The sequence below is a fragment of the Microcoleus asticus IPMA8 genome (assembly GCF_013179805.1).
In the GTDB taxonomy this organism is placed as follows: Bacteria; Cyanobacteriota; Cyanobacteriia; order Cyanobacteriales; family Microcoleaceae; genus Microcoleus; species Microcoleus asticus.
On record NZ_SRRZ01000019.1, the window covers coordinates 13,552 to 35,295 of the forward strand.

Genomic DNA, 21,744 nt, shown 5'->3' on the forward strand with positions numbered 1-21,744 from the left:
GATCACTGATGACTATAATGGTTGGGAGCATACCTACATTTTCATTCTTTTTGGGAACTGGTATAAAATCTAAAATATTAAATCTCTATTCTCACATCTAATTACTTCAAACCCAATAATAGGGCGATTCCGCCGATCGCACAAACTACCCCCAAAACAGCCCGAAGGCTCACTTTTTCGCCCGCCAGCACGGCTAAGGGGAGGATAAATAGGGGACTGGTAGAACTGAGTGCTTGAGCTATTCCTGCGGGTGCATATTTCAGCGAAATCTGTTGCAGGAAAATCCCGAGATAGGTTCCTAAAAAAGCTGCTAGAATGATTGCATTTAATAGTTTGGGCGCTTTCAATTGTTTGAAACTGTCCCGGTTTGTTGGGTTCAAAAAGCATAGCATGACTGCTAGGCCGCCGCTCAAACGCAAGGCCGCAGTCCACAGGGGATCGATATCTATTTGAGTGAAGGCGGCGCGGGATAAAACTGCTCCGGCGGCGTGGGTTGTTTGTCCTAATAAACTAATGGCTAATCCCTGCCAAAGATGTTTTGATGGTAAGGTTGTTTCGGCTGTTCGTTCTGCAATTACCCAAGCTACGCCGCAGATTGTTAAAAGAATGCCTGTACAAGCAATGGGCGATAAGTTTTCTTGCAAAAATATTAAGCCAAATAAAGCTGTTAAAGGGGGAGATAGGGTTTCTAAAAGCAGCGTTCGCCTCGCGCCTAAATATTTTAATACGATAAAGAAAGCGGTGTCTCCGATGCCAATTCCTAGGCCGCCGCTGATGAGCAGCATTGCTAAAATATTAGGGTTGATTGCGGGTAAGGGTTTACCTAAAATTAGTACAGTGGCAAGGAGCATGAAAAGGGCGATCGCGCCTTTGAGCAAGTTTAGCACCACTGCGGGGATTTGCTGTCCCACTCGCTGCCAGATTGTGGAAGATAAGGCCCAGACAAATGCAGCGCCTAAAGCGGCTAATTCACCCATAAAATCTGTTGAATGTTGACTGTTGACTGTTGTTACCAATTCCCCATGCCATATAAATTAGGGTTCCAGACTTATCATCTGGAACCCTAGATTTATTAAGCTTTTTTAGCAGTGGGCGGGGAGAGAATCGAACTCTCATACCTTTCGGTGTCAGATTTTGAGTCTGATGCGTCTACCAATTTCGCCACCCGCCCTTTTTCGTTTCACCATCATAACACACCGATCGATTTCCTGCAAGCAAAGATTCATAATCTTTTGAACTTGCCCAGCGATCGATCTCTCTGGCGCGCAATACTGGTACAGGATGGGACAACTGAGCCGTCTGAGCTTGTTTGAGCATATCTCCCAGTTGAGTGCTGCTGAGGTCGTCGTAGGCCCGCGCCTGCGCCAAAAACGCATCGACATTCAGTTTGGGAGCTAAAGTCGGCGAACCTCCGGCCAGTTTCATCAACAGCGATGCTACCACTTTTGGGTCTTGGGTGGCGAGCAAGGCGGCGCGATCGCACGTAAATTCCGCACACCGCAACCATTCCAACATTTGCGCCTGCAAACCCTGCGCGAGCACGGTTCCCACCGGCGAAATTTGGCCGGCGGCCAACACAATTAAATTAGCCAGAGTCAGGTAAACTCCGTGCTCGCACTTCAAATGCCCCAACTCGTGAGCGATTACTGCTTTAACTTCCTCGTCAGTGAGCAAATCAATTAGAGAAGTGTGCATCACCACAAAAGGCTGTTTTCCCCGCATCGCAAAGGTGTAAGCATTCGGCATCGGATGCTGGCGGACATAAAGCTGCGGCGGTTCCAAATCAAGAGTTTTGCAGGCATCCAACAGCAATTGATGCAGGTGGGGCAATTGATTTTCGCCGACTTGGACGCTGGAAGCCAGATTTTCCAGCATGAAAAACTGTTCCCCAATTTGTCCCAGCAACTGCCGCACCATCAAATCTAGGCCGGGCAGTTGTTTGAGCGTGTTGGTTGCTTCCAAGTCTAGCGGGTGGCGAAACTGGTCTGCTTTCAAACCGATGAGCGGTATGTTCGACATTTTAATCCTGAGTCATTAGTCAAGAGTCACTGGTCGTTAGTCATCGGTCATTGGGAAGTGGGAATTATGAATTGGCAATTAAAAAAGGTTGAATTATTTTTCTTCCTTCTTCCTTCTTCCTAATGACTAATGACTGCTGACTAATGACTAATTAACAGTTTAAACCCGATCGCACGGGATTGACAGGAGCCTCAGCAGTCGCCGGGTCTGTGCCCTCTTTGACGCGCCGCAACTTAGCTCCCAATTTTTGCAGTTTCACCTCTAACTGCTCGTAGCCGCGGTCTAAGTGCTGCAAGCTGCTGATGGTGGTGACACCATCGGCTGCAAGTCCCGCTAGCACTAACGCCGCCGAAGCGCGCAAATCTGTTGCCACTACTGGCGCACCCGACAGCAGCGATACTCCGCGCACAATCGCTACATTGCCTTTAAGGCGAATGTCGGCGCCCATGCGGTTGAGTTCTGCTACGTGGCGCAAGCGATTCTCAAACACGGTTTCTTTGATCAAGCTGTCTCCTTGGCTCAGCGTCAGCAAAGCCATAAACTGAGCTTGCATATCTGTGGGGAAACCCGGGTAAGGCAGAGTTTCGATGTCTGTGGCGGAGTGAGTTTGGCCGGGAACTATCCGCAAAATGTCGGGGGATTCTGCAATAATTTTCGCCCCAATTGTCTTCAATTTGGCAATGACTGCGGTCAGGTGGTCGGGAATTACCGGCGACAAACTGATTTCGGAGTGAGTGATGGCTCCTGCTACTAAAAATGTTCCGGCTTCAATGCGATCGGGAATAATTGGATAGTCTACCGCGTGCAGCTTGGGAACTCCCGAAATGACGATCGTATTAGTGCCGGCGCCTTGAATTTTTGCTCCCATAGCGCGGCAGAAATTCGCCAAATCTGCGACTTCCGGCTCTTGAGCCGCATTTTCAATCACGGTTTCTCCTTCAGCCAGAGTCGCCGCCATCATCAAAGTTTCAGTTGCACCGACGCTGGGGTAGTCCAAATAAATTTTGGCTCCTTTGAGGCGGCGGTTCGGCCCTTTGACGTAAGCGTGAACCGTGCCGTGGTCGATGTGGACTTCGGCGCCGAGGGCTTGCAGACCGCGAACGTGGAGTTCAACGGGTCGAGCGCCGATGGCGCACCCACCGGGCAAGGGCACTTTGGCAAATCCCAAACGCGCTAGCAGTGGGCCGATGATGAAGAAGCTCGCCCGCAGTTGGCTGACTAATTCGTAGGGGGCTTGAGCGTCTATGAGGTTGCTGGCGTTGATGTCTAAAACGTCCCCGTTTTGCTGTAATTTGACTCCTACAGCCGAGAGAATTTGCCCCATGCGAGCGACATCGACTAGACCGGGAACGTTGCGGAGACGGCAATCCTCTGGGCATAGCAGGGCTCCTGCCATGACGACTAAGGCCGAGTTTTTGGCACCGCTGATTTTGACGTGTCCTTTAAGGGGTTCGCGACCCCAAATTTGTAATACTTGTTGTTCGTCGCTTTCAGGTGAAGCTGGCAGGTTAGACGTGTTCTGAGCTGGTGTAATGGGTTTGCCCTCCATAATGCGCTTCGTTACTTTATACATTATTAATTTTGGTTCGATTTTACCGGAAAGTTTTTATATGTCTAGGGGTAACATGAGGAATTTTCGGCATTATATTTGCTAGCATTGAGTCGGGGCAAGGCTTTCATGTTCGCTCGCAAAAATAATCTCGATCGAGTCTCATGAAGTTATCTGTATCAAAATTTACGTTCATTAGTAGCGGTCGCTCGGATCGCAGAAGTTGTACTTTTGTCAACGAGCTTTTGAAATAAAAGCAGACTCGGTTGTTGACAAAGGTGTAAGATATCGGTTCGATCGACCATGCCAGAAAGTTTACACATTGTCGATCGCCCCATTGCCTGTGCTAACCTGTGACAACAACCTAGAGCCAAAGCTACTCCTAGCATATGGTTCACATTAAACGGATCGAACTGACTAACTTTAAATCTTTTGGCGGCACGACGGCCATTCCCGTGCTGCCCGGTTTTACTGTGGTTTCCGGGCCCAACGGTTCTGGGAAGTCCAACATCCTCGACGCTTTGCTGTTTTGTCTCGGACTTTCGAGTTCTAAGGGAATGCGGGCTGAACGTTTGCCGGATTTGGTGAACAGCGCCCAAAACAAACGCGGTACGATCGAAGCTAGCGTGACTGCTACCTTTGCGCTGGAAGATGTGGGGGAGGAATGGTTCGCCCGGGATGAAGATGAGGAGGAAAATGCAGCAGATGAGTTATCTGTTGAAGCAGAGGAAGTGGAAGGGATAGAAACTGCCGAAACTCAAGACAACAACGGCAAATCATCTCCTGTCAATCAAAAATCGCCTGTATCTGTTGCAGAAGCCGAAGGGATAGAAACTGCCGAAACTCAAGACAACAACGGCAAATCATCTCCTGTCAATCGAAAATCGAAAATCGAGAATCGAAAATCGGATGAGTTATCTGTTGAAGACGTAGAAGAGATTGAAATCGCAGCAACTCAAGACAACAACGGACAACTACTCGCTACCAATCGAAAATCCCAAATCCAAAATCCAAAATCGGATGAGTGGAGTGTGACGCGCAAACTTCGGGTAACTCGCCAAGGTACTTACACTTCAACTTATTACATTAACGGTCAACCTTGCACGCTGACTCAACTTCACGAACAACTCAACCGCTTGCGAATTTATCCCGAAGGCTATAACGTCGTCCTGCAAGGAGACGTGACGAGCATTATTTCGATGAATTCTAAGGAACGCAGAGAAATCATTGACGAATTGGCTGGGGTGGCTCAGTTCGATCGCAAAATCTCCTTAGCTAGGCAGAAGTTGGATGAAGTTAAGGAGGTGGAAGAACGCAGCAGTATTGTGGAAAAAGAGCTGATTTCTCAGCGCGATAGACTGGCTTCCGATCGTACAAAAGCGGAAAAATATCAAAAGCTGCGGGCGGAGTTTCAAGAAAAGTCGCAGTGGGAAATTGTGCTGAAATTCCGTCAATTGCAGCAGCAAGAATGGAAACTGCGAGAACAAATCGAAACGGGCGATCGCACTTCTGCATCTCTCACCGAACAACTGCAAACAATTAGCACCCAAATTCAAGAAGCAACCGCCGAACTTGACGCGCTGAATGCCCGCGTTAAAGCTTTGGGAGAGTCGGAATTGTTGGCTTTGCAAGCGACGATTGCCACTCAGGAAGCGGAAAGGCGGCAACTCCAAAACCGCAAACAGGATTTGGAAAAAACTGCTGGGCAAATGGCGGCTAGTATAGCACAAACCGAGGAAGAAGTTCGGCAATTTAAGCAAAGTTTGGAGCAAATTGAGATTGAAATATCCTATGTTAAGTCTCAGCAGGGGAGTTTTCAGGAACAGCGGGATGCAGCCCAGCAAAGTTTAGATGAAAGTCGGGAAGTTGCAAATGCGATCGCCTCGACTGCCGAAGTTTGGGTACAGCAGCAAACGGAATTGCACCGCCAAATCGAAACAATTCAACAAACTTTGGAACCGCAGCGTACAGAACAAGCTACCATTGGCGAAAGAGCCGATCGCCTGCAAAGTCAAATTCAAGAACAAAACCAATCGCTGCAAGTATTGGAACAGGAAATTGCAGCGAAAAAAGAGCAGCAATCTCGCCTTGGGGAAACCAAAGGCATGGCATCTTTGCAAGTAGAATCGCTGAATCAGATTTTAGTCGAAGCCGAACAAGAATTGCAACTGCAACAGGAAACTCAAACTCGTTTGTTGGAAGAACAGCGGGAAAGACAGCGCAAGTTAGACAAACTAGAAGTGCAGTTTCAAGCACTGCAAGAAGCGACGGGAACGTTTACTGCAAAAATTGTCGCGCAAAGCGGAATTGGCGGAGTTTGCGGCTTGGTGGCTCAACTGGGCAGGGTGGAACCGCGCTATCAGTTGGCGCTGGAAATTGCGGCGGGCGGGCGCATGGGAAATATGGTGGTGGAAGATGACAGCGTGGCTGCTGCTGCGATCGAATTGTTGAAACAAAAACGGGCGGGAAGGATGACGTTTTTGCCTTTGAATAAAATTAGGGGCGGCAGGTATTCGGTGAATGAAAATTTGCGGCGCGCGGCTGGGTTTGTGGATGCGGCTGTTAATTTGATTGATTGCGATTCGCGGTATCAGGAAATTTTTGCGTACGTTTTTGGCAGTACGGTTGTGTTTAGCAACCTCAGCGATGCCCGCCGCTATTTGGGACAGTACCGGATTGTCACTTTGGACGGGGAAATTTTGGAAACTAGCGGGGCGATGACTGGGGGAAGTTCTACTAACAGATCTACCTTGCATTTTGGCACGGTTGAGGCTAGTGAGGCTGCTAGTGAAGCGCGGACGATCGCATCTCTGCAAGAAAGGTTGGAGGAAATTGAGCGGATTTTGGAACGGTGCAAAATTGCGATCGACCGCGCCTCTGTTGCAGTCAAAACTCGCAGCCAAGAATTGATGGAAGCGAAACAAAATTTGCGCGAAAATCAGTTGCGCTTGGAACAGTTGGATTCAGAAATTAAGAATTTGCAAGCGCAACAGGAACAAGTGCGATCGCAAATTGCCAAAAATACACAGGAATTAACTAATTCGCGATCGAGATTGCAGTTGCTGGAACGAGAATTGCCCGCACAGGAAACTCAATTGCAGCAGTACCGGCAAACTTTGGCGCAGTTGGAAGAGTCGAACAGTCACAGCGAATGGCAGCAAATGCAATCGAGTTTGCGCGCTCTAGAAGCGCAACTGCAAGAGCGAGAATTGGCTCTGAGAAACGTCCAGCAACGCCTTGTAGACTTGGAAAATCAATTCGGGCGTTTGGAAGACAAAATTAAGGAAGGTAGCGAGAAATTGCAGGATTGGCAAGTGCAGCAAAACGCGGGGGCGGAGGCGATCGATCGCATTGTTTCGCAGCAGTTAGAACTCGATCGGCAAATTGAGGAAGCTAAGGCGGCTTTGGGGGAAATTGAGGAAAAATTGGGCGTGCAGAAGGGAGAGCGCGATCGGGCGGAATCTCAATTGCGAGAACAGCATTTAGCCAAACAACAGTTACAATGGCAGTTACAAAAACTCCACGAAACTCAGCAAGAACGCCGGGAACAATTAGCCGCAATCCGCACTCTATTGGAAACGCAGCGGGCGGAAATGCCCGACCCCGTGCCGTCGATTCCTGAAAATGTCGAGAAAGCCAATTTAACGGAATTGCAGCAAGAAGTAAAGGCGATCGCCAAACGCATTCAAGCTTTAGAACCAGTCAATATGCTAGCCTTGGAAGAGTACAACCGCACTCAAGAACGCCTTCAAGAATTGAGTCAAAAATTGACGACATTGGAAGGAGAACGCACTGAACTGCTGTTGAGAATCGAAAATTTTACCACACTCAGGCGGCGCGCTTTTAAAGAAGCTTTCGACGCGGTTAACGAGAACTTTCAGACTATCTTTGCGGAACTTTCCGAAGGCGACGGCTATCTTCAGCTAGATGACCAGGAAGACCCATTCAGCAGCGGCTTGAATTTGGTCGCTCACCCGAAGGGCAAACCCGTACAGCGGCTGGCTTCCATGTCTGGAGGCGAAAAGTCGCTGACGGCGCTGAGTTTTATTTTTGCGCTGCAACGCTACCGCCCGTCTACGTTTTACGCTTTTGATGAAGTGGATATGTTTCTAGATGGGGCAAATGTGGAGCGATTAGCTAGAATGATAAAACGACAGTCTGAACAAGCCCAGTTTATTGTTGTGAGTTTGCGGCGACCTATGATTCAATCGGCTGAGCGTACAATTGGCGTTACTCAAGCGCGGGGAGCTTATACTCAAGTCATAGGACTGAAGTTGTAGTCCCGGAGTTTATGTTAACGCTCGTGTTGAGTGATATATGTACTTAATAAATCAGGATTAAAGTTAGAATGACATCCGAACAAATCTGCCAACGCTCCGACATTCTCGGCACTCAAGTCATCACCCGCGACAGAGGCAAACGCTTGGGGGTGGTCAGTCAATTGTGGGTGGACATAGACCGGCGGGAAGTTGTGGCGATCGGTCTGCGCGATAATATATTCGCGGTCGCTGGAATGCCGAGGTTTATGTTCCTCAACAATGTCAGCGAAATCGGTGACGTGCTGTTGGTGGAAGATGAGAGCGCGATCGAAGATGATGTTGATGTTGAAGTCTACAGCATTTTGATTAACAGCGAAGTTATTACCGAAACAGGCGAACTTTTAGGTAGGGTGCGGGGCTTTAGGTTCGACCCAGAAGACGGTAAGTTAGTTTCTATAATTATCGCTTCCCTGGGAATCCCCCAAATCCCCGACCAAGTTCTCAGCACTTACGAGTTGGGGATTGAAGAAATTGTCAGCAGCGGCCCGAATCGCTTGATTGTGTTTGAAGGTTCCGAGGAAAGGCTCAGACAGCTTAGTGTGGGTTTGCTGGAGCGCGTCGGTTTGGGTCAAGCACCTTGGGAACGGGAAGAGGACGAGGCAGGTTATTATCCGAAACCCGTGGCTACGGGAAATCAATTGGGCCCGGGCGTGCGGATACCTGCACCGGAAATGCGCAGCAGGGTAGCCGCGCCTGCGGTGGAGGAAGTTCCTTGGGATGAGGATTCGCAGTGGAATCGGCCTGCGGTGCGACAACCGCAGCAGCAGATGCGCGCGGTGCAGCCTGAGCCGCTCATCGACGATTACGAGGATTACGAAGAGGATAATTGGGGCGGCGAGGAGGACGATTACGAGGAGGAGTACGAGGAGAAGCCGCAGTACACTCGCCCTGAGAGTTCTCGCCCGAAGCAGCCCATCGTACAGTACGAGTACGAGGATGATGTGGAAGCTGATGCTTGGGCTGACGATGAGGCGCCGAAGCCTTACCAGGCTCCTCGGGTGAATATCCCTGAGAAGACTAAGACTCCTGAGTACGAGGAGGAGGCTGGTTATTAGAAATTACTCAATTAGCTGAAACCAATATTTTGCACTCTTCTTAAGAACGGGCAAGATGCGCGTTCCACAATCAAGTTTATTTTTTGTGGAACGGCCTTCTAGCCCGTTGCTGATATTGGTGCAAGATGTGAGTTTAAACTGAGATGTTGCACCATTCTCAAGAACAGGCAAGATGCTTGTGAAGCGAAGAATGAGTTTTCTTGTGGGGTGGGCATCCTGCCCGCCCAAAAAAGGATTATTGATATTGGTGCAAGATGTGAGTTTAAACAAATATTTTGTAGCCACGGGTTTTACGAATAAAATTTAATTCTCGCAAACAATCTAGTGGAGTAGGTTGGGGGATGCAGTGAAGGCGCTCAATCTAATTAAATTAGATCTATGAACTAGATAATACTCGCATGGCAGTTTACTATACTTTTGCTGACATTTCATATTATGTTAATGATCGAAAAAAAATTCGCTAAAAATATTGCTTTCAGATTAATAACATATCTAATTTTTCCAATTTTTTTATCCACCACCACCGCTGAAATTGTCTTGCGAGTTGCGGGATACAAACCCTGGCAAATAGAAAATGTTGATGTTGCCGTCGAACCAAAAGGTAACTTTTTTACCAAAGACTCGGAACTAGGCTACAAGCATTTGCCGGGTAAATTCAAGGTGACGCTTAACGGCAATTACTCATTTAAGACAACTCATCTCAATAATAGTTTCAGAATAACACATCCCCTCAATACTTACAATTTATCGTCAAAAAAGCCTGAAATTTGGATATTTGGCTGTTCTTTTACCTACGGTTGGTCATTGAATGATAGCGAAACTTATGCTTGGTTGCTGCAAGAGAAATTACCCAAGTATGAAATAGTAAATTTTGGCGTTAACGGCTACGGCACGCTGCACTCGTTGATTCAATTCAAAGAAGCACTCAAACAACCAAATAAACCCAAAGTTACGGTGATTGCTTATGCGGGATTTCACGACCGCCGCAATACTTTGTTAAGGGCAAGAAGAAAGCAAATGGCTGCTTGGAATAAACTTGGTATTCTCTTCCAGCCCGATGCTAGGCTGAATGGAGAAAATAATTTTACCTACAAAATGGCAAAACTTGAATATCACGAGTTCCCGCTGATGCGGGTTTCTGCATTAAGCCATTTTTTGGAGGTTAATTACAATCAATTTGAAGAGGGATTGTACAAAAGTCACGATGTTTCTAAGGCAATTATTAAAGAATTTAACCATGTGGCTGAGGCTAATGGTGTTAAGTTAGTTGTGGCCGGAATTAATGCCGGTTCTGCTAAGATGTTGGAGGAGTTAAGTGAGGAGGGAATTCCTACGGCGGATATTTCTGTTGATTTGAAAATACCTGCCAATAATAATTTACCTCATGACCTTCATCCAAGTGCGATCGCCAATCGGCAATATGCAGAAAAGTTGGATGTTTTTTTGCAAGATACTGTTTTAAAGTAAGTTAACGAACCGCGAAGGCGCAAAGGGCGCGAAAGAAGAGAGAAAGAGGAAGTTTAGGAGTTATTTAGGGTTGCGAGAGTGATGGGAGTATTTGATGTTGTTTCTTTTAAATGGCCTCGAAAATTTATAATTGATGGTTTTTTCCTGTTTTTACTTGTTCTCGTAACAGTTGCAGTAACATCAATCTATGTATCCAGCGAACATACTTTTTATTGGTGGGATTACGCGGGCTACAACACCGCTACAGTCAACACGGCAAATTTATTTCGAGACGCGCCAGATAAAGCATGGGGCGGAGTTATAGAATCCCTATCTAAGGAAAAAAACCTGTTAATTTCTCTGCCGTTAGTGCCGTTTATTCTATTATTTGGCGAGTCTCGGCTGAGTTACATTCTCAGCGTATCTCTGATTTATGTGCTGCCGTTTCGCCTGTTGCTGGGGGCAATTTCTGCAAAGCTAATTCCAGTTTATCCCCGCCGTGTGTTTTGGTCAACTGTGCTGCTGAGTTTATTAATTCCGATGAGTTGGATACCGACTCTGCGGGGATATCTGGATACTGGCGGCTGTGTGTTTGTAGCCTTGGCAATTTGGGTTTACGTGCAGGATATTAAGCTAAAATCTTGGTGGAACATCCCGTTAATTGGGTTTTTTCTGGCGGCGGCGATTCTGTTGCGGCGTCATTTTGCTTATAGTGCGATCGCATTTTTTGGTGCCGCGACTTTACAGGCTTTCATCGAGTTTATTATACTAATATACCGTAAAGAAACAGCATTGTCGTCTTCAAAAGATAAGGACGTGGCTGTGCCGTTTCCCTACAGATTGTTGTTTGAATCAGGCATCAAATTGGGTTTGATAGCTGCAACTAGCTTGACTATTTTAATGTTGGTAGCGGGAGATTTTACTCGCAGTGCTCTGACGGTTGACTACCGCAATTTGTATGTTGCTTGGAGTTTGCCTGTAAATGATATTTTAACTCGTTATGCGGATTTTTACGGTTTGGGAACTTGGCTGCTGGTAGTGATTGGTTTTTCGGCGGGAATTCTCACCCGAATCCTGGTTCCGGCGGCGGCTATTTTTGTTTCGTTGTTTGGGGTTTTGTCGCTGATTGAATGGCTGTTAGTGTTGCGTTACGGCTACTTGCACTATACAATTCATCTTACACCGATCGCACTTTTGGGATTGTCAACATTTTTCTGGACAACTTGGCTGACACTCAAGGGAAAAGTTCGGTATTTGATGCTGGGCGTCGCGGGTTTGTACCTGATTGTGAATGCCGCAGTCGGGTTAATTCCTCTCAAGATTGATTTGTCAAGACTGTTTGTAGGTAATTTTCCACCGTTAGTGCGATCGGACTACAACGAAGTTGTAAAATTAGTAGAGTTTCTGCGAAAACTAGCGCCCAATGAAGAACCGATTTATATTGCCGGTGCTTCTAACAGTTTTAATGCTAATATCTTCAGACAAGCCAACCGCAAATTAAATCCGCCGGAGGGTTGGTGGAAATTAAATACAATCGGGAGGCCACAAATTGACTCGCGCGATACTTACCCGCTACCCGAGTTGTTGCAGTCACAATATGCGGTGGTTGCTGTGCCTTTTCAGCAGGTGTTACCGAGTGACGAACAAGTTTTGCGATCGCACGAACAAGATGTTGTTAAAGTTGTCTACGATGCCTTTACTCAAAACTGGGAAATTGCTCGCGATTTCCAATTGCTACCGGAACAGTTTAAGCTAGAAAACGGCGTGACTGTCAGAGTTTACCGGAGGGTGCGGCCGACTGATACAGCAACGGCATTTAGGACTCTGGAGGCGATACAGCGGCAAATAGTCGATCGACCAGGCACGCAGTTAGATTGGATTAGTTTGCATCAATCAATCTACACAAGTGCCAATTATTCAGTCAGTCAAGAATCAGATAACCTATATAAGATTGTAACTCATCCAATTAAAAACAGCCAGAAACTCGATACATCTTTCCTGTATTTAGGTTCCATCTCAGACAAAGTAAAAGTTACCAGCAAACTCAATTTACTTAAGAAGCAATGTCCGGGAGTTGTCCTGCGCTTGACTTTGTGGGACAAGCAAGGTAAATTAATAGACTCAGCAGAGATGGCTTATGGTCAAAAAAGTGCGATCGGCTTAAATCTATTAGTTGAGGGCAAAAATCCCACTTATCTGCTACTTGAGGTATTGAGTAGCAGCAAACAGGATTTAACAAACCAATGCCAACTGGAGATTAACAATTTAGCTGTCAGTAGGTAAATTGAACCGTCAATGCAGAAACATCAAAAATCCCACTGGTATTTTAATATATCTCTCTATACTTTTGTCATCATCGGCTCCCTGATGGCCACTGGCTATATTTTCCCCATTGGAGGCAATTTCCCCGAAGTGCCACCCATTCAATTTATGCTAAATCCTGAACTGTATAAAAATGATTATTACGTCCAGGAAATGGTTAAATTTAATCCGAGATATTACTATTATTATATCATCTATTTACTCGCCCAATTAGGAACAAGCATTCCCCTAGCGCATTTTATTTATCAATTCCTAGCCTTTGGTTCATTTATCCTAGCTTGCTACGCAATTATCAATATCTATACTAATTCTAAACTGCCGGCCGCAGCGATGGCTTTTTTATGTATAGTCGCTTCATTTACAGATGTTGGTAACACCCTGATATTTTCCACCAAATCAGTCCCCAGTACCTTCGCGATAGCCTTCGCAATCTGGGGAATTTACTTTAGTTTGCGTCAGAAATGGCTGACAGGATATTTATTTTTTGGACTGGGTTGTTTGCTGCAATTTTTAGTTGGTTTGTTGCCGGGATTAATGATGGTTCCCGTTTTGGTAATTCAATCTGTAAAACAGCGGAATTTCAAAACATTGATTTTGGCGATCGCACTTTTAGCAGCAATGGCAAGTATCGTTTACGTACCGATGTTATTAACAGGTACTACCAGCACTCACACTATCGACAACGCTGATTTTGTCTACATTCACGCGAAAGTCCGCAACCCCCACCACATCCTGCCGTCAAATTGGGATGTCGGGAATTGGTTCAACTTTATATGTTTCATAATTGGTGGCTTGCTGTGCATCAAAAAATCTGATTTGTTGCCAAAAGAAGACAAAGTTAATTTTTATACAATTGTTGGTAGCTCGATTTTTGCACTGTTTCTTAATTACATATTTGTAGAAGTTTACCCTTTGGCTTTTATCGCCAAACTACAGTTAGCTAGAACTGTACCTTTTGCTCAATTAATTATATTTATTGCTGTTGTTTTGACAGTCGAGCAACTTTACAGAGAAAAACAAATAGCTATTAGCTTGTTGCTGTTAGCTGTACTAACTTTGCCTTTTAGGGGTATCATTTTCCTATCATTATCAGTTTGGCAAACAAAAAATTACGTATTGCCCAAACGATATAATATATGGTTGTGGATTTTAGCAGCAGGAACGGTTATTTTCAGCTTGATATATCCGCTGACTGATTCATGGGAAATAATGGGCGATCGAATAATTAGCATCCCAGTTTTTTTCTCAATCCTCGCCTTTCCATTCATTTTAGAAGAAACATCCTTAGCTACATCTATCAAACAAACTCTAACTCACACATTAGCCTTAATAACTACTGCAACCTTAGTTTTTGGAATTGCAGGAATTTTGCCCAAACCTATATTAAATGTATTTCAAACAAGAGTTAATATCAATGCCGTTTCCAGAGAGGACTTAAGCAAATTAGCTGTGCGATTTTCGCAAAGTAGCAGCCGCGATTCACTCGTATTAATTCCCCCCTCAGTTACCAGCTTCCAGTTTTTCTCCGAAAGAGCGATTGTCGTCAACTTCAAGAACTTTCCCTTTACCGAAAAAGGCATCAAAGAGTGGCAAAATCGCATGGAAACTGTTTTAGGAGTTCCCTTAAACCCGCAAATGATTTGGGGAGGAAATGACTTTTTCATCCGACGCAGCAGTGCGGATTTAGTCAAAGTAGCCAGAAACTATCATGCCGATTATATCCTGACTCGCAGCGATTGGCACCCAAATATTGAGGGAGAAATAGTAGATCGAGAAGGCAAATGGATACTGTTTAAAATTAGATAATACTATTCTTGAAAACATCAGATATTTATTCAGTCTGGCGTTGCGCCGACTTTGTTTGTATAGAAGCGGTTTCAACCGCCGAATCTAATCTGCGGTTAAATATCAAAAGCCGAATCATCAATAATTTCGCTAATTTGCTTGTCCACATAATCAGCATCAACATTCCGCGCCATCAACTCAGCTAAAATTCCCAAAGAAATCAACTGCACCGACAGAATTGTACACAAAATCCCAAAAAATAACAAAGGTCGATTGCCGATCGGCCCAAAATTCATCCCCGCCAAATTCAGAAACCAAATAACTATCAAATAACTCAGCGAAACAGTTCCAACCAAGCCAAAACACAATCCCAAACCCCCAAACAAATGACCCGGTTTGTGTAAATACTGCGTCGTGGCTAACACCGTCAACAAATCAATAAATCCCCGCGCATAACGTTCCCAGCCGTAATTCGATTTACCGTGCTTGCGCGGATGATGTTCCACAACTACTTCCCCAATTTTAAACCCTAAATTGTTTGCTAAAGCTGGAATGTAGCGGTGCAATTCCCCGTACAATTTAATCGACTGCAAAACTTCCCTACGGTAAGCTTTAAAACCGCAATTCATATCGTGCATTTGCACCCCAGTCAGCAAACACGCAACGGCATTAAACAGCTTGGAAGGTAAAGTTTTAGAAAGCGGGTCGTTTCGCTGTTTTCGCCAACCGGAAACTAAATCAAATCCAGATTCTAAATGATGTAAGAATTTGGGAATTTCTGCGGGATCATCCTGAAGGTCAGCATCGAGAGTAAAAATAATTATCCCTGCTGCATTCCGAAATCCTGCTGAAAGTGCGGCGGATTTACCAAAGTTGCGGCGCATTTTAATCGCTTTAATTAGTTTGGGATGTTGGCTGGCTAAATCTGTGATTTCTTGCCACGAATAATCGCGGCTACCGTCATCTATGAAAATGACTTCGTAACTGTCAATTCCTGTTTGGAACATGACAAGTTTGATTTTTTCAAACAGTAATTTTAAAGTAGCTTCTTCGTTGTGAACGGGGATTACGAAGCTGAGATGTTTTGGCATAGGGCTATTCTATTTCATTTGTGTTGTCAATGAGATTTTTTTATTAACCGCAGAGGGCGCAGAGGGCGCAGAGGAGGAGGAAGAGAGGTTTTTTAGTTTTTATTGATAACTTGGGAGTTTCGCAAAGCTACCCAACCTTCGCGGTTTTTAAAGGAGGCATAAGCTGTCAATAATTTATCTGTTGGCGATATTTGAATGTATCCTCTCCAAGCTGCAAATTCGTAGGAAGGGCCAAATAATTTAACTAAATCGGGGCGCGGAAATCCTGACATGGCAAAACCTCGAACGACATTTTCTTGGTTGAGAATGGCAATACATTTTACATTGTTTTCCGGGTCTCCTACCCAGCCAATTGCTCTCGCTGCTGTTGGTGCAAGTTTGGTGGCTGTATCAAAATATCCGGGTACTCCGTCTTTGGGGGCTGACAGGAAATTTGCGTCGATTTTTGTGTCTAATGCTGCACAGAAATTGTGTTTTTTGATGTCTCGGTTAAATGGCACTAAATTGTTAGTTTTTAAGGCGTCGATTAACCCGATAAAAGCCGCGGGTCTATTGCCTACGCGGTCTTTAATTAGGGTTACGTCGGTGATGCCTAATTGCAGTGATAATGCTACTAACGGTTGATAGGTTGCTCTGTGGGCGATCGCCATGGCAGTTTCGCCTCCCACCCCGTACATTAAAATAATCGCGACTGTGGCGACTGCAAACAGCGGTGTCAGCCAACGCCCTTGAATTCTTGGTGTTGGCTGCAACTCGCGCACCCACAATACTGTGAGGACAATTGTGCTCATCCAAAACAAGGCTGGGAGTGTGGCGTAGCGGGAAGCTGTGGCCTGTTCGACGCCAAATCCCGATCGACTAACCGCGGCCATTAACGCCGTTTGCAGCGTATAAAGTTGGATTGATAGCCAAGGCAGCCAGTCCGCGCGATCGACCTTTTTTACAAATAGCCAATAACCCACAAAACCCGTCGCTGCCATCAAACCAATTATACCAATAATTGAAGCAACAATAATATTTTCGCTAAAAATTCCGCCGAGATACGTGGGAATATATTCGAGAGTTTTGAGCGGGTTAATTTTAGTTAAAGAAGGGTGATGAGAAGGAGTTTTATAAGTTAAAAAATAAATGCCAACCACTCCAATCGAAGCAATGAAATACAAATAAGTTATTCGCCGAGGGAACCGCAGCACAACAGCAGCAGCACACAATATCGGCCACAAAGCTAAAGGAGTGCTGTAACTAATACAGCCTAAAACTCCAAAAACAATGCTGCCAATTACCCACTTATTTTGTAAATGCGGGAGCGCAGCCCCTACAAACTCGCTACCAGGCTCTGCCTGGAAATGAATATCCAGAGGCTCCGCCTCCCTCTTACTTGACAAAAGTTTCACATAATATTGCAAACAAAATATCGAACAAATTACAAATAAATTAGCAATTATCCAGTGAACGCCGCTGAATCCCCGCATCCAATTGTGAGCCGCCGCCGGAGTAAAATTAAAAATAGAAATGCAAAGGAGTAGGGAAATAAATTGCAGGGGGAAACGCCTCAAATTTAACGGCAGCAGAGCGATTAATACGTAACACTGAATCCAAGCCAAGAACCAGGCAACTAAACATAAACCAATATTTGAGCCTTGGGTTACAGCTATATTCAAGCCATAAATAATTGCCGGAATCAAGACAAAATGCTCGTTTGCCCGAAATATCCAATTAAAAGGATTTGTAGAGAAACCGTCTACTGAATAAAAATTCCACGTCATCCACCAATAATCAAAATTAGACAAGTCTCCCGCTTGGGATATCAAGTACAAAATATATGACGCTGGTATTAGAATGCCGAGAACTGATGCGGCAATTAAAATATATTGTTGCTTGACTTTCATGGATTCAGACATTGGGAGATTTTTAATTGGTAAGGGCAGGTTTAGGCGAGCAACTTAGAATGTAACAGGTAACTCATGAACAAAAGCCCCCCTCGCGTTTTGATTTTTCCTATTGAACCAGAAACCCGGTTTCTTCCTGTCCGTCTAGTCGTCAAACCCAAGATGGCGGGCTGAAACCGGGTTTCTTTCTGTGGGTAAATCTTATTTCATTTCACTTCTCTTGCCAGCATTTTTCTGAGTCCTTGCCGCCAGTGGGGAGGATGCGTACCCAGAAGTGCTGATATTTTTGCCGTAGAGAGAACCGAAAAAGCAGGGCGTTTTGCGGGTGTCGGATATTCGGCGGTTGTGATAGGAATTACGCGCTGAACTTTTAGGGGAAATCCGAGTGTTTCTGCTTCTTCAAAAATGGCGATCGCAAAATCGTACCAACTACAAACACCGCTGTTAGTGTACTGGTAAGTGCCAAAATTTTTTGGTTGTATTTGAGGAATTATCTGCGAAATTGCCTCCGCTAAATCCCCCGTCCAAGTAGGACTTCCGATCTGATCGGCTACTACCCGAATTTCTTCTCTTTCCTTTCCCAACCTCAGCATGGTTTTGACAAAGTTGCCTTTGCCACCGTTGCCGTAAACCCACGCGGTTCTAATAATAATATGTCGGTTTCCCGCTTTCCGAATTGCTTCCTCGCCTGCTAATTTAGACTTGCCGTAACTTCCCAGCGGGTTAGTAGAATCTGTTTCCAGATAAGCAGAACCGTGGCTGCCGTCAAATACATAATCAGTAGAAAAGTGAATCAAACTTGCTCCCAGTTTTTCGCATTCTTCTGCGAGAATTCCGGGTGCAATGCCGTTGACTGCGTTTGCTAATTCCGGTTCGCTTTCTGCTTTATCTACCGCAGTATAAGCACCCGCATTGACGACTAAATCCGGTTGAATTTCAGCCATTGCTTGACGGATGCTTTCGGGTTGGGATAAGTCGAGGCGAGTGCGATCGAGCGCAATAACATCTCCCGAAGATAATAAAATCGGCTGTAATTCTTGAGCTAGCTGTCCGCTGCCGCCTGCGAGTAAAATTTTCATGATCAAAACACTTGAGCTCTTTTCAACGTTTGTCCAGCTTGGTCTTTAGCTGATAAGATTGGTTGGGCACCATCTAGCGGCCAGTCGATAGCCAAATCGGGGTCATTCCACAGGATACACCGCTCGTGTGCCGGTGCATAGTAGTCTGTAGTTTTATACAAAACTTCAGCAGTCTCCGAAACCACTAAAAAACCGTGAGCAAATCCCGCCGGAACCCAAAATTGCCGTTTATTTTCTGCACTCACCAAACAGCCAACCCACTGCCCAAAAGTCGGCGAACTTTTTCTAATGTCCACCGCTACATCAAAGATTTCGCCAGCCACTACCCGCAGCAATTTGCCTTGAGGCTGCTGCATTTGGTAGTGCAAACCGCGCAGCACATTTTTAGAGGATTTGGAATGATTGTCTTGAACAAATTCTGCCGTCACGCCTGTTTTTTCGACAAAAGCTTTGTGATTGAAACTCTCAAAAAAGAAACCGCGATCGTCTCCGAAAATTTTAGGCTCAATTATCAAAACTTCCGGTATTTCGGTAGATATAACATTCATAGTTAGCTGTGAAAGTGATAAACTCATACTCTGTCTATGCTATTTTACTATGAAAGCCGACGCATATCTCAAAAAATTGTACGCCAATCGATTTGATTCCCGACAAATACAAGCAAAAGTGGCACTCTGGAAAGTTTTAATTGATGAGTTTTTACAAGATTATGTTCCTCCAGAATCAACTGTTTTAGATATTGGCGGCGGCTACTGCGAGTTTATAAATCAAATTATGGCTGGAAAAAAATATTTGATTGACCTCAATCCAGATTCAAAGTTATTTGCCCATCCTGATGTAAAAGTGCTAAATATTGATGTTTTAACTTTTGACGATAAACCAGCTTTTAGCGAAGAATTTGATAGGATATTTATCTCTAACTTTTTTGAACATCTCCGCAATAAAGAAGAACTAATCCAAATTATCTCATTTTGTTTTGAGACCCTTAAGCCAGGGGGTTCTCTCTTAGTTGTCCAACCAAATTTCAAATATTCTTTCAAAGAGTATTACGATTTTATCGATCATCAATTACCAATTACCCACTTATCGCTGCAAGAACTTTTACAAACGGTCGGCTTTGAAATCGACCTAATTATACCGAGATTTTTACCATTTTCGACCAAAGGCAGACCGGCATCGCCCTGGCTTTTAAAAGTTTACTTAAAATTACCTTTTTTGTGGCAATTTTTGGGAGGCCAAATGTTTGTTAAAGCATCCAAACAAAACCAGAGAGGTAGAGACTCATGACACGCATTTCCCGTCAGATGCAGGCAGAGCGATACATTTGCGTTGATCCGCGTTGATCCGCCTGCATCTGCGGTTGAAAAATCCCTACAAAATCGAACTTAAAACCACCTCATTAGCAGCAATCCAATCATAAATATCCTGCAAAGCCGCTTCCGGCCCAATAACAGGCTGCCACCCTGTTTTCTCCATCACCCTAGAAGAATCAGTAATAAAAATCGGAATATCCCCCGCGCGTTCCTCCAAAACAGGAGGAATCGGAATCGATTTCCCCGTAATCTTTTGGCACAAATCAGTTGTCTCAACAAAAGAAAGACTGTTGCTCAAACCGCCGCCAACATTAAAAACTTCACCATCTAATTTGGAAAAATTTTCTAACTGATAATTAACTAATCTCAACAAATCTTCAACGTGCAGCAAATCCCTAACCTGCTTGCCGCTGCCACCAAAACCGATATAACTCAGCGACTTTTGAAAATAGTGAGCCGCTACCCACAAACCGCAAACTCCCTGATCGACTTTACCCATTTGCCAAGCCCCGGTAATCAACCCGCAGCGGTTAATAATTGCCGGCACGTTGTATGCTTCCCTGTACTCCTCAATCAGCAATTCTGAAGCTAATTTAGTTGCTGCGTAAAGCGAACGGTGTCCTTTTAAAGGGAAGTCTTCTGATATGCCCAACTCCGATATACCGGGTAAAGTTTGCTCGGGGGCGATCGCAAATCTATTCGGCAACTCTAACAGCTTAACAGACTTGACACTGGCGATCGGATAAACCCGGCTCGTAGACAAAAACAGCAAACTCGCACCCGTTTGTCTCGCCAACTCCAAAACATTCACAGTGCCCAGTAAATTCGTTTGCAAAACGTACTGTGGCGAACTAAAACCAGCCAGCACAGAAGGCTCCGCAGCACAATCTATAATGCAGTCAGCATTCAGTGCAACTGGATCTAAATCTGCCGCTGTGCGAATATCCCCGTAAAAAAACTGAATACCGCAATTTTTAAGCCGAGGCAGATTCAATTCTGAACCCCGGCGACGCAGGTTATCTAAACAAATTATTTGCCATTCCGGGTGCAGTTTTTTCAGGCCAATTGCCAAACAACTGCCGATGAAACCCGCCCCGCCCACAATTAAAATTCTCTCAGGCATTCACTTTTAATTTTGCTATCTTTCTAGTCCGGTGGTAGTCGCCGCGAGAGAGATGTTTTTCGAGCCAGACATACAAGACAATAAACAAATACCGACTCCCCATCTCTTTTATTTTCAGCTTAGAAATACCAGCAGTCCGATTGTACCACCTCAGAGGAATCACCGTATAGGAAAAACCCCGGACAATTGCTTTTAAAGGCAGTTCCACTGTCAAATTAAAATGATGGCTCAAAATCGGTTGCACGCCTTCAATCACTTCTCTGCGGTAAATTTTAAAAGCATTGGTGACATCGCTGTACCGCAAGCCGAAAATACTTTTGACAAACCAGTTTGCTAAGCGGTTAATTGCTAACTTGTGAATTGGATAATCAACTATAAAGCCGCCTTTGATAAAGCGGGAACCGAAAACGCAATCATATCCTTCTTGCAACTTGCGGTATCCTGCTACCAAATCTATCGGATCGTCGGAAGCATCCGCCATCACAATTGCCACAGCATCTCCGTCAAATTCGGCCAATCCCCGTCGCACCGCAAATCCGAAACCGTTGGGAGGTTGATTGTTGATGTATCTAACTGTGGGAAAAGTCTCTGACAACTCCTGGCAAATATCAATAGTTCGATCGACACTGTTGTCATTCACAATCAAAATTTCGTGCGGAATGCCTTCTAAATCAAGCGTCTGGGCGATCGCCCGCACAGTACCGTACAAACAGCCCTCCTCATTGTGGGCTGGTATAATCACAGAAATTTTCAC

Annotated in this window: 16 protein-coding genes and 1 tRNA gene; 6 read left to right on the plus strand and 11 right to left on the minus strand. The window is 45.0% G+C overall.

Annotated features, from left to right (window positions below):
* Positions 1-101: 101 nt before the first annotated feature.
* The 4 genes from E5S67_RS07225 to murA all read right to left on the minus strand — a co-directional run bounded on the left by E5S67_RS07225 (position 102) and on the right by murA (position 3,592).
* Positions 102-977: a DMT family transporter gene (locus E5S67_RS07225; protein ID WP_172186395.1), complete on the minus strand. Its 876-nt coding sequence runs from the start codon at positions 975-977 to the stop codon at positions 102-104.
* Between the two features lie 112 nt (positions 978-1,089).
* Positions 1,090-1,171: transfer RNA gene (locus E5S67_RS07230), tRNA-Leu, on the minus strand.
* Positions 1,150-2,019, minus strand: coding sequence for a M48 family metallopeptidase (locus E5S67_RS07235; RefSeq protein WP_172186396.1), 870 nt, complete (start codon positions 2,017-2,019; stop codon positions 1,150-1,152). Before E5S67_RS07235 ends, E5S67_RS07230 begins: the two co-directional genes overlap by 22 nt.
* Positions 2,020-2,170: 151 nt before the next feature.
* The gene (gene murA / locus E5S67_RS07240; protein ID WP_172186397.1) at positions 2,171-3,592 is read right to left on the minus strand and encodes a UDP-N-acetylglucosamine 1-carboxyvinyltransferase; all 1,422 of its coding nucleotides are present in this window, start codon (positions 3,590-3,592) and stop codon (positions 2,171-2,173) included.
* Between the two features lie 365 nt (positions 3,593-3,957).
* Between murA and smc the strand changes: the two genes are divergently transcribed.
* A complete protein-coding gene (gene smc, locus E5S67_RS07245; protein WP_172186398.1) occupies positions 3,958-7,848 on the plus strand; it encodes a chromosome segregation protein SMC in 3,891 nt (1,296 codons plus the stop codon).
* Positions 7,849-7,916: 68 nt separating this feature from the next.
* Complete coding sequence (locus E5S67_RS07250) at positions 7,917-8,942, plus strand: PRC-barrel domain-containing protein (protein ID WP_172186399.1); 1,026 nt, start codon at positions 7,917-7,919, stop codon at positions 8,940-8,942.
* 3 nt (positions 8,943-8,945) lie between these two features.
* Here the strand turns inward: E5S67_RS07250 and E5S67_RS32295 are convergent, their stop codons facing one another.
* Complete coding sequence (locus E5S67_RS32295; protein WP_216670265.1) at positions 8,946-9,227, minus strand: hypothetical protein; 282 nt, start codon at positions 9,225-9,227, stop codon at positions 8,946-8,948.
* 156 nt (positions 9,228-9,383) lie between these two features.
* Between E5S67_RS32295 and E5S67_RS07255 the strand changes: the two genes are divergently transcribed.
* The 3 genes from E5S67_RS07255 to E5S67_RS07265 all read left to right on the plus strand — a co-directional run bounded on the left by E5S67_RS07255 (position 9,384) and on the right by E5S67_RS07265 (position 14,516).
* A complete protein-coding gene (locus tag E5S67_RS07255; protein WP_246276658.1) occupies positions 9,384-10,409 on the plus strand; it encodes an SGNH/GDSL hydrolase family protein in 1,026 nt (341 codons plus the stop codon).
* Between the two features lie 81 nt (positions 10,410-10,490).
* Complete coding sequence (locus E5S67_RS07260) at positions 10,491-12,671, plus strand: hypothetical protein (protein WP_172186401.1); 2,181 nt, start codon at positions 10,491-10,493, stop codon at positions 12,669-12,671.
* A gap of 12 nt (positions 12,672-12,683) precedes the next feature.
* Positions 12,684-14,516 carry a DUF6798 domain-containing protein gene (locus tag E5S67_RS07265; protein ID WP_172186402.1) on the plus strand — a complete coding sequence of 611 codons (1,833 nt, stop codon included), beginning with the start codon at positions 12,684-12,686 and terminating at the stop codon, positions 14,514-14,516.
* A gap of 95 nt (positions 14,517-14,611) precedes the next feature.
* Here the strand turns inward: E5S67_RS07265 and E5S67_RS07270 are convergent, their stop codons facing one another.
* From E5S67_RS07270 to rfbC, 4 genes are all read right to left on the minus strand, one after another.
* Positions 14,612-15,586 carry a glycosyltransferase family 2 protein gene (locus E5S67_RS07270; protein WP_172186403.1) on the minus strand — a complete coding sequence of 325 codons (975 nt, stop codon included), beginning with the start codon at positions 15,584-15,586 and terminating at the stop codon, positions 14,612-14,614.
* Between the two features lie 92 nt (positions 15,587-15,678).
* A complete protein-coding gene (locus E5S67_RS07275) occupies positions 15,679-17,487 on the minus strand; it encodes a hypothetical protein (protein WP_246276659.1) in 1,809 nt (602 codons plus the stop codon).
* A 194-nt stretch (positions 17,488-17,681) separates the two neighbouring features.
* On the minus strand, positions 17,682-18,554 hold the full coding sequence (gene rfbD / locus E5S67_RS07280) for a dTDP-4-dehydrorhamnose reductase (RefSeq protein ID WP_172186404.1): 873 nt from the start codon (positions 18,552-18,554) through the stop codon (positions 17,682-17,684).
* 2 nt (positions 18,555-18,556) lie between these two features.
* Positions 18,557-19,102 (minus strand): dTDP-4-dehydrorhamnose 3,5-epimerase, encoded by a 546-nt coding sequence (rfbC, locus tag E5S67_RS07285; RefSeq protein ID WP_172186405.1) that lies wholly within the window; start codon positions 19,100-19,102, stop codon positions 18,557-18,559.
* 49 nt (positions 19,103-19,151) lie between these two features.
* Here rfbC and E5S67_RS07290 point away from each other — a divergent pair, with 49 nt between their 5' ends.
* On the plus strand, positions 19,152-19,841 hold the full coding sequence (locus E5S67_RS07290) for a class I SAM-dependent methyltransferase (RefSeq protein WP_172186406.1): 690 nt from the start codon (positions 19,152-19,154) through the stop codon (positions 19,839-19,841).
* 84 nt (positions 19,842-19,925) lie between these two features.
* On the opposite strand, the gene E5S67_RS07295 is transcribed toward E5S67_RS07290, so the two are convergent.
* Together E5S67_RS07295 and E5S67_RS07300 are read right to left on the minus strand one after the other, a co-directional pair.
* Positions 19,926-20,990 carry an NAD-dependent epimerase/dehydratase family protein gene (locus E5S67_RS07295; protein WP_172186407.1) on the minus strand — a complete coding sequence of 355 codons (1,065 nt, stop codon included), beginning with the start codon at positions 20,988-20,990 and terminating at the stop codon, positions 19,926-19,928.
* Positions 20,983-21,744: a glycosyltransferase gene (locus E5S67_RS07300; RefSeq protein ID WP_172186408.1), complete on the minus strand. Its 762-nt coding sequence runs from the start codon at positions 21,742-21,744 to the stop codon at positions 20,983-20,985. The genes E5S67_RS07295 and E5S67_RS07300 overlap by 8 nt, the downstream gene beginning before the upstream one ends.

Coding starts and splice junctions, on each gene's coding strand:
- rfbC (WP_172186405.1), bottom strand. CDS start 19,102: ATGAATGTTATATCTACCGAAATACCGGAAGTTTTGATAATTGAGCCT.
- E5S67_RS07225 (WP_172186395.1), bottom strand. CDS start 977: ATGGGTGAATTAGCCGCTTTAGGCGCTGCATTTGTCTGGGCCTTATCT.
- E5S67_RS07275 (WP_246276659.1), bottom strand. CDS start 17,487: ATGTCTGAATCCATGAAAGTCAAGCAACAATATATTTTAATTGCCGCA.
- E5S67_RS07235 (WP_172186396.1), bottom strand. CDS start 2,019: ATGTCGAACATACCGCTCATCGGTTTGAAAGCAGACCAGTTTCGCCAC.
- smc (WP_172186398.1), top strand. CDS start 3,958: ATGGTTCACATTAAACGGATCGAACTGACTAACTTTAAATCTTTTGGC.
- murA (WP_172186397.1), bottom strand. CDS start 3,592: ATGTATAAAGTAACGAAGCGCATTATGGAGGGCAAACCCATTACACCA.
- E5S67_RS07255 (WP_246276658.1), top strand. CDS start 9,384: ATGATCGAAAAAAAATTCGCTAAAAATATTGCTTTCAGATTAATAACA.
- E5S67_RS07290 (WP_172186406.1), top strand. CDS start 19,152: ATGAAAGCCGACGCATATCTCAAAAAATTGTACGCCAATCGATTTGAT.
- E5S67_RS07250 (WP_172186399.1), top strand. CDS start 7,917: ATGACATCCGAACAAATCTGCCAACGCTCCGACATTCTCGGCACTCAA.
- rfbD (WP_172186404.1), bottom strand. CDS start 18,554: ATGAAAATTTTACTCGCAGGCGGCAGCGGACAGCTAGCTCAAGAATTA.
- E5S67_RS07260 (WP_172186401.1), top strand. CDS start 10,491: ATGGGAGTATTTGATGTTGTTTCTTTTAAATGGCCTCGAAAATTTATA.
- E5S67_RS07265 (WP_172186402.1), top strand. CDS start 12,684: ATGCAGAAACATCAAAAATCCCACTGGTATTTTAATATATCTCTCTAT.
- E5S67_RS07295 (WP_172186407.1), bottom strand. CDS start 20,990: ATGCCTGAGAGAATTTTAATTGTGGGCGGGGCGGGTTTCATCGGCAGT.
- E5S67_RS07270 (WP_172186403.1), bottom strand. CDS start 15,586: ATGCCAAAACATCTCAGCTTCGTAATCCCCGTTCACAACGAAGAAGCT.